The following is a 12,719-nucleotide window of genomic DNA, read 5'->3' on the forward strand; positions in this document are numbered from 1 at the left end:
AATTTAAGTAAGAATTGCAAGGATCAAACTTAATCTACTATACCACACAATAGGATTGTATGGTCCTAATCTCGCCCTTATCTCCATTTGCACGCTGGATAAAATTACCGCAAGCCGTACTCGATCTGCAAATAGCGATGCAGGTTACTTCCATTTTCTTTTAACCACAATTTAGCAGTTTTATATTCAGGGCAGAGTTTTGCCACCAAATCCCAAAAAGGCTTACTATGGTTCATCTCTACCAGATGGCACATTTCATGTATTATTACATAATTTAGTACTTCCTGCGGCGCAAAAACAAGACGCCAATTAAAGCGCAGGATTAAGTTACTCGAACAACTTCCCCATCTGGTTTTGGCATTTGTAATCTTAATTCTAGAAAACTTTAACTGATACTGCTTACTTAAGCGATTAACAATATCTGTTATTTCTACAAGTAACTTATTCTGTAAAAATTTAACCAAGGTTTTGTTGTGATAAGTCGGTAATGAATCTACATAAATTACATTTTCCTTAATTTGCACCTTGTTGCGAATAGAATCAACATTTAATAGTAAATACTCTTTTCCAAATAAAGGAATATTTTTAGTATTCACATAATCTTCTTTTTCTGAAACTTGTAGTTTTCTTCTAATCCAATACTCTTTCTCTAGCAGAAATTTATAGCCGGCGCTAATATTCTTATTAGGTAAAACTAATTCAACATTTTGGTGCTGTATTTTAATAATAATACGTTTAGCTTTGGAGCTCTGCCTTACTTGAACATCAATAGGATCACCTAGCCTATCTAAGCTAACCAAAATTGGTTCTAGTTTCTTTTTAAATTTCATTTTTAAAGTAAAATTGTTTTTTAAGCTGAATCTTAAACACTTTACGATTCTGCAATAAAATAGCATTATAGTTAAAAATTTTCTATTGAGAACTATAAGTATATTCTGAAGTATGGAAGAACTAAATTCTCTGTTTACTTATCTTAAGTAGATTGGAATTTGACAATTATTTATAGAACCAGTAAGATAGATAGATTTTTACTAGCCACAGTAAATAAACATTTAATTTACTAACACAAGATAGTCAGTTTATGAAGCTTTTATCCAAAGAGCAGGTAGGATCGTTATATGCTATTAGCTCTGGTTTATGTTATGGATTTTTAGGGTATTTCGGTGTTCAACTTTTGAAGTCTAATTTATCTATTGCAAACATGCTATTTTGGAGATTTTTAGTAGCGGCTTTTTTCACATTTATTATATTAATGTTTAAAGGGAAAAATATTTTTCAGCCGTTAACAGAAAACCTTAAAATAATATTTTATGGTATAGCCTTTTATGGCACCTCTTCAATAACATATTTTATCGGTAGTAATTATATCGGCACTGGTCTTACCATGGTTGTATTCTTTATTTATCCAGCAATTGTCATGTTATTTAACTGGATATTATATAATGAAGGCATAAGTAAAACATACTATTTAGCTTTTTCTATGAACTCATTGCTGGTTTCATAGTTTAAAAACGGGTGGGTTTTTATTCTCGTCGATAAGATTTTGGAACTGCAGCTTTTGTATTGGAATTTTTGATGATTTTATAATCAAATTGCTTAATTTTTGGCAATTTGGGCAGTATTCTCCCTTTAGCTTCATCCGCACCTTGTTTAATCCATGCTTAGCCGTTATCCACAAAAATGCCGCAGGTTAACCATGCTGTAGGCTATAGTTTTCAGAGCATAATGGTTTATGCTGTGGAATTCAAATCTCAGTAACAACCGTTTGAATTTATCTTCCCAGGCAAATATTCTCTCTATCGTTCTAAACCTTTCTTTAAAGATTTTCCGGCAAAAAGTTTGCTTTCTTCCTCGCTTAGATTTCTTGCGACTCCTTTTATTCTCTGGCATATTAGGAGTCATGCCAAGATTAAAAATTGCTTTACGATTTTTACGTGAATTATATACACCATCTAAGCTCATGGTACTTTCCTTGAGATCTATACCTATTAGTTTTACAATCTTTTTTAAGTTTGATATTGCAGGAGTAAGCAGGATTCCTTCATTCCTATTACCCGGAGCAGTAACAAAAGGCGCAATAACATTGCAGTTTCTATCACAAAACGGTACAACCTTGTCTCCTTTAGTGTGTTTATGACCATTATACCCTAAGTTGTCACCCCTTTTTTAGCAGAAGTACAAGTACCATCACCATGTAATATATCAGTATCAAGCATTCCAGCTTTAAATAACCTTGCCACCGAAGCTTCGAAAATCTTATCAAAGCATCCGTGCTTAACCCAGAACTTAAAAGCATTATAGATATTAGTATAGTGAATTTCTGGCATGCCGTCTTTATTTTTGTCTATTGGTATCTGTTCCCATTGGCAACCAGTATGCATGAGTTTAAGAATGTAATTAAATAATTTGAAAAATGATATCTTTTTACTTGGACCACGTGTGCCTTTTTTAAGATGCGGTAAGACAAATTCGTTAAATTCATCTTCTCTCAAAACAGTAGGAAGCTTGTTGTATCGTCTAATTCTGCTCATTCTATTTGGTTACTTAAATAAAATTAATGAATACTCAATATATCTACAAACCTTTTAAATACAAGGCTATAATGGTTTTATTTCGTAAAAATTCAAACCCGCAATGAGTTCTAATACTCATAAGGTTGGATCTATAATAGATGGTAGGGAACTTATAACATCTAAAAATTTAAACGAATGTTTCTGCCCTGCCAAAATAGCGGAAAAATTTTCAGATGTTTCTCTAGCGATACCTGAAGAAATTAAATATGCCGTAGACTCTGCGTATAAAGAATTTAACAACTGGAGCAAAATAGCTGTAGAGAGCCGTGCTGCTATTTTAGAAAAGGCCTCTTATGAACTTGAAAATAACAAATTTGAGCTATATGCCCTGCTTATCAAAGAAGGAGGAAAATCTATTCATGATGCAATAAATGAGGTTATTGAGGCAATTGATTTTTGTAGATATTACGCCAATCAAGCAAAAATAATTATGCAAGATAAAGTTCTTCCTGGGCCTACTGGCGAAAGAAATATCCTTTCAATGCATCCGAGAGGAATTTTTGTCTGTATAAGTCCCTGGAATTTCCCGCTTGCGATATTTATAGGTCAAATAGTTGCGGCATTAGTAACTGGTAATACAGTAATAGCCAAACCTGCGGGACAAACTTGTGTTATAGCTAATTTTGCCGTTAAGTTGTTATACAAAGTGGGAATACCTAAATCGGCATTACAATTAATAATTACCTCTCCTAGTAATATCAGTAATTATGTATTAAGAGATGAGAGAATTGCCGGTGTAGCATTTACCGGTTCCTGCGAAACAGCTAAGAACATCAACTTAACACTTGCAGAACGGAACTCCGGTATTGTTCCGTTAATTGCTGAAACAGGCGGTCAGAATGCAATGATTGTTGATAGTTCTGCATTACTTGAACAGGTAACAGATGATGTACTTGTTTCATTAGGTAGACGCCGTGATAATTTCTCTTCCTCTAATTTCCTCTTAATTTGTTAATTAAACGATCATTACCACGACATCCCCCGCAGAACCGTGCTTGCAGTTTTCCCGCACACGGCTCTTCAATGGAACATTTGCTATAAAAGCTAGAATTAATACATTGGATAGCATATCCTCGGTGTCGGTAATGGATTCCATTGTAGATATTTTAGATATTGGTCTAAATTCATACTTTTCTTCTGACTTCTACGATTTATCCATTTAAATACAATCAAAAAGATCTTATTATAAAACTGCTGAAGACAGCGATAATTACCGCTAATTCCAAAGTAATTATAATGTCCCGTTAATTTAGATTTGAGTACTGGCCACCATTCTTTAAGACGCAATTTATTTCGTATTTGCTTTAACCACTCCTTAGTTTCTTTAAGTTTCCGACAGAGATTTTCTTTACTGGTCTTATGACCCATAATGAAATATCCTTGCCTACTCTTACCGCAATAATGCGTAAAACCAAGAAAGTTAAAAGTTTCTACTTTTTCTTTGCCTCTTCGAGCTTGTTTCCATACTTGTCGTCCAAATTTAAGCACTTTTGTCTTTTCTTCTGATACCTCTAGACCAAACTTTTCTAACCTTACGTGAAGTAATTTCAGAAAATTCTTTGCATCTTTTTCACTTTCACAACATACTACAAAGTCATCACAGTAGCGTATTAGCTCCATGTGTCCTTTTGCTTGTGATTTAATTTCTTTCTTAAACCATAAGTCTAGTACATAATGAAGATAGATATTTGCAAGCAATGGACTAATTACTCCTCCTTGAGGAGTTCCTACCTCAGTTGCTAACTGCTTTCCATCCTCAACTACTCCAGCTTTTAAGAATCTCCTTACTAACCATAATAAATTACGATCAATTATTTTCTCCTCTAAACATCGTTGTAGCCAATAATGATTAACATTATCAAAGAACCCTTTGATATCTACTTCTACAATATAGTTAATTGGTTTAGTCATAACCGCTTTGTCTAATGCTTTTACCGCATCATGACAGCTTAATTTATGTCTGAATCCATAAGATACATCCAAAAACTCTGCTTCATAAATCTGTTCTAAGATCTTCTTTAGCATAATTTGAACTAACTTATCTTCAACTGATGGTATACCAAGTCCACGCTTCTCATTCTTACCAGCTTTTGGGATATAAACCCTCTTCACTGGTTTAGGACAATACTGCTTTGACTTCATGGATGCCACTAATTGACCAAGCCTTTCTCTTAAATTCTTGCCATAAGCTTCCACTGTCTCACCATCAATTCCACAAGCTTTATTAGCCTTTAGTTCTTGATAGCATTCTGCAAGATTAGCCTCATTTACATGATGTATTAACGATGTAAATTTTAGTTGTTTATCTTGCCTCGCTCTCCTAGCTATCTGATTAAGTTTAACCTGCATCATTTATTATAACCTCAGTGTATTATTATGACTGGTACTTAACCAGGCTTCCCATTGCTGACCGCTTCCCCATGTACATAGCTTTCCTATGCTCCAAGTACTATCAGTCAGTCTGACTTCTTCTGTATCATTTGCCAGTTCTCGCCTGTTTTGACTTGTCCCGACATACTCTTCCGAGAACACAGAAGATCTCCCAAGTTTACGTAAACTCCATCTCATACCATGCCACGGACTTTGACCCCGATAGAGTGAATGATAACTTACCTTAACGCCACCATTCATACTGCCTTCCGCATAATGCAAAAACGTCGGCCTCTATGATCTTGAATATTTCGGAGCTCAATACCTTCACTTTCGTTGCGGCCTGATATGTCCTTACCATTGGCTTCATTGTGTTTGTCACCTCCCACAATGCAATGGTTAGTTCTATGCTGGTGGTTAGCCTTTGCATAGGTCGGATTCTCACCAACTGATTCTTACGCACTTCCCTTGGCGCACTACATAATTTTCTTCTTACTGTCAAGGTTTTAAAGTTTTTTATCTTACCTGATTTAGAAACAACACTACCTGAATTTTTGTCTAAATTTTTTGTCCGGTATATCTCACAAATCATTATTGAAATTGTAACCAATCTTTTAGCCTGGAATATCTATTAGAGCTTTTTCCATCTTTTACCGCCATGGCAAAAGCTTTTTTCTCTCCGATAATAACTACAAGTTTCTTACCACGTGTAATTGCCGTATAAACAAGATTACGCCTAAGCATCATGTAACTTTGCATGGTAATAGGAATAATAACTGCCGGATACTCTGATCCTTGTGATTTATGTATGGTGGTTGCATAGGCCAGGGTGATTTGATCCAAATCATCATAGTCATATACTACCTTATTGCCGTAAAAATCAATAGTTACCTCTTGTTCTTCCTGATTGATAGCACTAATTACACCGATATCTCCGTTATAAGTATCCTTGTCGTAGTTATTTTCCGTTTGCATTACTTTATCACCGACTGCAAAAATCTGTCCAAATTTTGTAATCCCTTTTTCATAATTTGGGTTTAATACTTTCTGTAATTCAGTATTAAGTGATCTTGCTCCAATGCCACCTCTTTGCATGGGGCATAATAATTGAATATCATTTATGGGATTCAGATTAAATTTCCTAGGTATTCTATCGCATGTGATAGTAATTATCTTATTGATAATATCGTCTCCCGGCTCTGCTTTGATAAAGTAAAAGTCACTATTACCTTTATGGAAGTTTAAATCAGGTAATATACCTTTATTAACCTTATGGGCATTAGTGATTATCGCACTGCTTTCCGATTGGCGAAAAATCTGATTTAATCTCACGGTTGTAATGATACTGGAATTAATAACGTCTTTTAGCACCTGTCCTGCACCAACAGAAGGTAATTGATCCACATCACCGACTAATAAAAGACCAATATGATCGGGTAGAGCTTTTATCAAAGCATAAAATAAAGTGACATCAATCATTGAGCTTTCATCAACTATTAAATAATCACATATAAGTCTATTGTCCTCATTATACTTAAAACCTCCTCCTGAAGAGTTAATTTCTAATAATCTATGTATAGTGGTTGCATCCAGGCCGGTTGTTTCACTTAGACGTTTAGCGGCTCTACCGGTTGGAGCACAAAGTTTGACATTAAGCTTTTTAAGTTCTAATAGTTTAAGCAGAGCTTTTACTAAAGTTGTTTTGCCGGTACCGGGACCGCCGGTAATAACCATAAGTCTTTTTGATAGAGCTTTGATAATAGCTTCTTTCTGGTTATCTGCTAACCGGATACTCAGCTTTTGTTCTATTTCGGGAATTAACTCTTGTGAGTTATTATTCCCCCATGGTACATCTTCTTTATCAATAGATAAGAGCATCTTTGCTATCTGTTTTTCATAGAAGTGATAACTATTAACCCACCAATTAAATACCCGACTTAGGCGGCATATTTTACTTCTTTCGCCTGAAATAATCTTTTGATATGTTCTGGGTTATTTTGCAGAGTCCTTAGGTAAGATTTTAAATTCCCTTGGAGTTCAGATTTTGTAAGAGGTATATGTTTCCTATTTACATTTCTTTTTAAATCGTTGTTTAAATATTCATCCGGATTATGTTGCGGAGTATACGGAGGCAGAAAAAATAAAGAAATTTTCTTTTTATGTTTCCGAGTCCATATTTGTACTTTTTTGCTATGATGAACCTTGAGATTATCTAGGATTAAGAAGATTTTTTTCTTGGAGTATTTTACCAACCTCCGTAAAAATTCTATAAATACATTTGTTTTTAGTGTCTCTTCGTACAGCATAAACCTTAGCTTACCGTTATTTGTAACAGTGGATATCATGTTTATACTAAATCTCTTCGATTTATGAATCACAACAGGGGTTTTTCCTTTTAAAGAATAGCTTTGTAATACCTGACACTCTTGTTTTATCCCTACTTCGTCGCACCAATGTATTTCTGCCTTTTCATATTCTGCTTGCTTGGCTATTGACGGATATTCTTCATCTAACCAAAATTGAACCCTTTTGGGTTGCTGCTCATATGCTAACTTCTTTGGCTTTTGTGCAGTATACCCCCATCTTCTTAAATATTCGCCTATTGTACTTAGGGGAAGAAAAAATCCACAATGTTTTTTGATGAGTGCATTAACTGATTTTCTTGACCATAATGCTGATTTGATATTGTGATCTTCTGGTCTAGAGATATTTACGTACCCTTGTATTATTTTACTTTGATCTTCGGTTATAAGCCTTTTCTCTCCTATCTTTCTACCTCTTAACTTCCCACTAATTGCGTACTTGTCGCCTCTCTTTTCCCTCCTTACCCATTCATTTACTGTCTGGCGACTCACTCCTATTAATTCACCTACCGACGATTGACTCTCTCCTCTTTTTACTAGTTTTAGAGCAATCTTTCTCATCGACGCTTGTGCGCTTATTGATAATTTCCTAAAATCTTCACTTTTTGACATTATTGCATTATACAAATTCCTTCCTTCTTGGCAATAGTTATGTCGGGTATTTAATTGGTGGGTTAATAGCTAGGAATATGCATGGCTTATCTTCTATAAGATCACAAATAATGGTTTTTGATTCAATTTCTTTTTCAATAGCTAGCTTTACTAAACTGGAATCTATACCGAGTAATTTCTGAGTGTTTTCTATTAAGGTCTCTAAGGGTAGGGCGCAATGTCCATTTGAGGTTGCTTCCAATAATGCGTAAGATAAACCGGCTCTAGCACGTATAAGAGAATCTTTTGCAATACCTAAGTTAGAGGCAATCGTATCTGCCGAAACGAATCCAATACCCCTTATGTCTTTAGCTAATTGATATGGATCCTTGGATACTATGGCAATTGCCTCTTCCCCATAGGTTTTAAATATTCTGGTTGCTCTTGTTGTACCGACCCCATGAGATTGAAGAAAGATCATGATTTCCCGTACAATTTTCTGATCCTTCCAGTTATTGCAAATACTATTTGCTCTAATTTTACCTATTCCGTCTAAAGTAGATAATAATTCCGGTTTGTGTTCAATTACATCAAAAACTTGATCACCAAATGCAGTAACCAACTTTTTAGCAAAATGAGCTCCTATTCCTTTGATAAGACCGGAGCCTAAATATTTTTCAATTCCTTCTAAAGTATCCGGTGGAAGAGCTTTCAGAAAATCAGCTTTAAATTGCTTGCCATGATTGCGATCATTGTACCAAATGCCGCTACATTTAATATATTCCCCGGCAGATACGGAAGGGACGCTGCCTGTAACGGTGACTAGATCCTTGTGGTTTTTAACCTTAACCCTTAAAACGCAAAACCCGTTTTCAGGATTATGATAAGTAATGCGCTCGATGTTACCCGATAGATATTCTTTAACATTTTGATTATGTATGCTCATGTGTATCTTTTTAAGAGGTACACAGTTTTTGAAACCATTCCAGCTTATCTCGGTATTTTACATGATTATTGGATTTATTGTTTGTACTTGAGAATCTACTATAAGCATCAAATATTTCTACAGGTATATTAATCGAAGATGTATTGTAGATGTTAGAGCGTAGGTAATTTATTTCCTCGGCTACCTTATCTTCGTTCAGTTCAATAGACCAGGCCCTATATTTATCGTTCTGACTCATGCTCCATCTATAACCTCGTGCTTTTAACAGTTCTTTACTATCATATGGAGAGTTAACTGCATATAGCTTGAACCTGATAGCCTTAGATTGAGTAAGTAACTCTTTTAATACCGGTACCTGTGATTTTGGTAACTGCTGCGCTAAAAGGTGAACACCTGCGAGACAATCATTTATTGCTCTGTGTCCTTCATGGAAAAACCCGAATTTATAAGCAATGTATTCGAGTTTACGACTTGAGATCCCTTCTTTATCCCAGTCAACGTCATACATTAGACAACCCCAAGCTTTTGGTGGAAGCGAAGGGAAGGTGGTTTCAAGGAATGTACGATCAAACTGAGCGTTGTGAGCGATAATCAGGTCAACATCCTGCAAGTAATTAGCAACTGCATTTTCTTGTATTTTCTGGCCTTTTACCATATCATCGTTAATTCCCGTAAGTTCTGTAATATACTCAGTTATCGGGATGCCCGGATCTTGATAGCCGCTAAAATCACCCAGCAAGCGAAAGATGGAGCCGTGCCTGTTATATTCAAACTTGACCATTCCAAGTTCTATCAATTTATCCTGTGTATAGGATAAACCTGTTGTTTCAATATCCAGAAAAACAGCGATCATTTTATTAACCCACCAATTAAATACCCGACTTAGGCGGCATATTTTACTTCTTTCGCCTGAAATAATCTTTTGATATGTTCTGGGTTATTTTGCAGAGTCCTTAGGTAAGATTTTAAATTCCCTTGGAGTTCAGATTTTGTAAGAGGTATATGTTTCCTATTTACATTTCTTTTTAAATCGTTGTTTAAATATTCATCCGGATTATGTTGCGGAGTATACGGAGGCAGAAAAAATAAAGAAATTTTCTTTTTATGTTTCCGAGTCCATATTTGTACTTTTTTGCTATGATGAACCTTGAGATTATCTAGGATTAAGAAGATTTTTTTCTTGGAGTATTTTACCAACCTCCGTAAAAATTCTATAAATACATTTGTTTTTAGTGTCTCTTCGTACAGCATAAACCTTAGCTTACCGTTATTTGTAACAGTGGATATCATGTTTATACTAAATCTCTTCGATTTATGAATCACAACAGGGGTTTTTCCTTTTAAAGAATAGCTTTGTAATACCTGACACTCTTGTTTTATCCCTACTTCGTCGCACCAATGTATTTCTGCCTTTTCATATTCTGCTTGCTTGGCTATTGACGGATATTCTTCATCTAACCAAAATTGAACCCTTTTGGGTTGCTGCTCATATGCTAACTTCTTTGGCTTTTGTGCAGTATACCCCCATCTTCTTAAATATTCGCCTATTGTACTTAGGGGAAGAAAAAATCCACAATGTTTTTTGATGAGTGCATTAACTGATTTTCTTGACCATAATGCTGATTTGATATTGTGATCTTCTGGTCTAGAGATATTTACGTACCCTTGTATTATTTTACTTTGATCTTCGGTTATAAGCCTTTTCTCTCCTATCTTTCTACCTCTTAACTTCCCACTAATTGCGTACTTGTCGCCTCTCTTTTCCCTCCTTACCCATTCATTTACTGTCTGGCGACTCACTCCTATTAATTCACCTACCGACGATTGACTCTCTCCTCTTTTTACTAGTTTTAGAGCAATCTTTCTCATCGACGCTTGTGCGCTTATTGATAATTTCCTAAAATCTTCACTTTTTGACATTATTGCATTATACAAATTCCTTCCTTCTTGGCAATAGTTATGTCGGGTATTTAATTGGTGGGTTAATATCATCTTCATCGCCGGTATTATAATATTCCGGCCTCTGATATTTTTTAGTGACTCTGTAATGGCCTGAATTATTTAAAATAGTAGCTAGATTTTCTATATCCTCGTGTTGCATCTTCTGAAAATAGTTCAATATATTTTATACGTACCGCTTATATGTACAGCAGTACCTAATGAATCCAAACAGGTTATTATAAGTTTTATACTCTTACAACTAAAATTAAATTAGGTATTGCGGATAAGCAATTATACCAGATATCTCGTAGCTCTGCTGCGAGGAGTATCATTTTAGTTAAGTATAATACTGGCATATTACCCATATGTTATTGAACAAGGCTCTTTATTGTGATATCATAAACGTCGCTAGTGATGACTTGAACACATCATTAACAAAACCAACCTTTTGAAACCTGCTGCTTTAGGCCAGGGGTCTGCTGTTATAAGTGTCTCTGGCATGGAACCAGCAGGTAGTTGTTTTGATAATGACTTGTTCAAGCCCCTGGCACCAGTTAAACAGGTTAAAGAGGTTGATATGATAAGTGATAATTACAATTTTGGAGCAATTAATAAACTCCATCCAAGCTATTTACTTCATACTTTAAAGTTATCTTCTATTTCAAAAACGTTTGATGAAATTCGAGCTTCTCTCCTGAAAATTATATTCCTATCTGAATTTAGCAGAGATTCTTTAAAATTTTAAGAGTTTAACAGAAACAAAGCTTTTTACTTTTTGAATCAAGCCGTTTTACAAAAAAAATGTAAATATCTGAGCTTATTGATTTTAAGCATAAAGTAAAAGATTTAGCTAAATGTTCCGGTTTGCCAGGAACTAGTTAGCTCAAATTAATTGTAAATAATCACATAGCTATGACATTATGAGAAGTAAAGATGAAGAAATCAAAAGGTTATTAGGTCATATTTTTAACGAGCTGCAAAAACTGGAGAATAAAATAGAAAAACAGGAAGAGGATATAAGAAGCTTCCTTACCACTAGGGATTCAAATTATGAACCAAGTCACTTGTTAATTGCGCAGCAGAAGGCAACCAGGACTTCATTAGAGTTACTTAGGGAGGAGATAGAGGAGATACATCAGGTTATCAAGATTATATTATCTAATTAATAGAGAGCAAGTTATGATTATTGTGATATTAATTTGTTTGTGCAGTAAATGCGTTGTAATCAGTAAATGTTAGTAGTTTGATTTATCTTCATGCAAGTTAAAAGGATTATGAATTTTACCTAGAATTTTTTATTTACCGTTTTAAAATTCCTTAAATAAAAATTAATTTATTCTCGAATTACCTAGTGAACCTAAAAAAGGTTATTAAAGTTCCATACTCTTACAACTGAAAATTAAATTAGCTATGGAATCAGGAAATCTGATCATGTATAAATAAAATTAACATTAATTTTATTTCAAAGGCAAAAATACGCTAAAGTGACGTTATTACTAAAACCGGTTTACTTTTATAATTTGGGTTATCTAATAACTTATCTGATTATTAGATGTAGAGTTTATCTCGGTGAATATCAGAGAAAAATCAAGGAAGAGTTTAGCATAACTGATATAAAAGGTGATCATTACGTTCTTGTGCAGGGAAAACAGATAATCGGTATAGTTAGAATAATGTATGAAAACGGTATAGCAGATTTAGCCAGAGTAACTGTTATTAAGGAATACAGGAATCAGGGGTACGGAAGGGAACTTATGAAACGGGTTATTAATGAAGTAAGAAATAGCCGAAAGGCAGAAATAATAAGGCTTTCTATAAGTGATAAAGCGATGCTGGATTTTTATCAACAGTTTGGTTTCAAGGAAAACGGAGAAGTCTATTTCCATAATATCCCATCAATCAGTATGATAAAAATTCTTTAACGGATAAGTAGGG

Annotated in this window: 9 protein-coding genes; 4 read left to right on the top strand and 5 right to left on the bottom strand. The window is 34.6% G+C overall.

Going from position 1 to position 12,719, the window contains the following annotated elements; all coding sequences use genetic code 11:
- Positions 1–104 precede the first annotated feature (104 nt).
- Positions 105–830, bottom strand: a complete 726-nt coding sequence (locus tag N3Z16_RS06975) for a M48 family metallopeptidase (protein WP_223938305.1) — start codon at positions 828–830, stop codon at positions 105–107.
- 251 nt (positions 831–1,081) lie between these two features.
- Between N3Z16_RS06975 and N3Z16_RS06980 the strand changes: the two genes are divergently transcribed.
- Together N3Z16_RS06980 and N3Z16_RS06985 are read left to right on the top strand one after the other, a co-directional pair.
- Positions 1,082–1,504: a DMT family transporter gene (locus N3Z16_RS06980; protein WP_282485929.1), complete on the top strand. Its 423-nt coding sequence runs from the start codon at positions 1,082–1,084 to the stop codon at positions 1,502–1,504.
- Positions 1,505–1,732: 228 nt separating this feature from the next.
- The gene (locus N3Z16_RS06985) at positions 1,733–2,137 is read left to right on the top strand and encodes a hypothetical protein (protein ID WP_282485820.1); all 405 of its coding nucleotides are present in this window, start codon (positions 1,733–1,735) and stop codon (positions 2,135–2,137) included.
- Between the two features lie 10 nt (positions 2,138–2,147).
- Here the strand turns inward: N3Z16_RS06985 and N3Z16_RS06990 are convergent, their stop codons facing one another.
- Positions 2,148–2,531 carry a hypothetical protein gene (locus N3Z16_RS06990; RefSeq protein WP_282485819.1) on the bottom strand — a complete coding sequence of 128 codons (384 nt, stop codon included), beginning with the start codon at positions 2,529–2,531 and terminating at the stop codon, positions 2,148–2,150.
- Positions 2,532–2,634: 103 nt separating this feature from the next.
- On the opposite strand from N3Z16_RS06990, the gene N3Z16_RS06995 reads away from it, so the two are divergent.
- On the top strand, positions 2,635–3,528 hold the full coding sequence (locus N3Z16_RS06995) for an aldehyde dehydrogenase family protein (RefSeq protein WP_282485930.1): 894 nt from the start codon (positions 2,635–2,637) through the stop codon (positions 3,526–3,528).
- Between the two features lie 95 nt (positions 3,529–3,623).
- On the opposite strand, the gene ltrA is transcribed toward N3Z16_RS06995, so the two are convergent.
- From ltrA to recD2, 3 genes are all read right to left on the bottom strand, one after another.
- Positions 3,624–4,925, bottom strand: coding sequence for a group II intron reverse transcriptase/maturase (gene ltrA / locus N3Z16_RS07000; RefSeq protein ID WP_282485624.1), 1,302 nt, complete (start codon positions 4,923–4,925; stop codon positions 3,624–3,626).
- A gap of 3 nt (positions 4,926–4,928) precedes the next feature.
- A complete protein-coding gene (locus N3Z16_RS07005) occupies positions 4,929–5,141 on the bottom strand; it encodes a hypothetical protein (protein WP_282485625.1) in 213 nt (70 codons plus the stop codon).
- 393 nt (positions 5,142–5,534) lie between these two features.
- Positions 5,535–6,917, bottom strand: a complete 1,383-nt coding sequence (recD2, locus tag N3Z16_RS07010) for an SF1B family DNA helicase RecD2 (RefSeq protein WP_458693298.1) — start codon at positions 6,915–6,917, stop codon at positions 5,535–5,537.
- A gap of 5,387 nt (positions 6,918–12,304) precedes the next feature.
- Between recD2 and N3Z16_RS07050 the strand changes: the two genes are divergently transcribed.
- Positions 12,305–12,706, top strand: coding sequence for a GNAT family N-acetyltransferase (locus tag N3Z16_RS07050; RefSeq protein ID WP_282485640.1), 402 nt, complete (start codon positions 12,305–12,307; stop codon positions 12,704–12,706).
- Positions 12,707–12,719 lie beyond the last annotated feature (13 nt).

Origin of the sequence: Candidatus Megaera polyxenophila (assembly GCF_029982035.1) — a bacterium.
GTDB lineage: Bacteria > Pseudomonadota > Alphaproteobacteria > Rickettsiales > Rickettsiaceae > Megaera > Megaera polyxenophila.

What these genes read in the sequence shown, in the direction of transcription:
- N3Z16_RS06995 (WP_282485930.1), top strand. Translation starts at nt 2,635, where the DNA reads ATGAGTTCTAATACTCATAAGGTTGGATCTATAATAGATGGTAGGGAA.
- N3Z16_RS06985 (WP_282485820.1), top strand. Translation starts at nt 1,733, where the DNA reads ATGCTGTGGAATTCAAATCTCAGTAACAACCGTTTGAATTTATCTTCC.
- N3Z16_RS06990 (WP_282485819.1), bottom strand. Translation starts at nt 2,531, where the DNA reads ATGAGCAGAATTAGACGATACAACAAGCTTCCTACTGTTTTGAGAGAA.
- N3Z16_RS06980 (WP_282485929.1), top strand. Translation starts at nt 1,082, where the DNA reads ATGAAGCTTTTATCCAAAGAGCAGGTAGGATCGTTATATGCTATTAGC.
- ltrA (WP_282485624.1), bottom strand. Translation starts at nt 4,925, where the DNA reads ATGATGCAGGTTAAACTTAATCAGATAGCTAGGAGAGCGAGGCAAGAT.
- N3Z16_RS06975 (WP_223938305.1), bottom strand. Translation starts at nt 830, where the DNA reads ATGAAATTTAAAAAGAAACTAGAACCAATTTTGGTTAGCTTAGATAGG.
- N3Z16_RS07005 (WP_282485625.1), bottom strand. Translation starts at nt 5,141, where the DNA reads ATGAGATGGAGTTTACGTAAACTTGGGAGATCTTCTGTGTTCTCGGAA.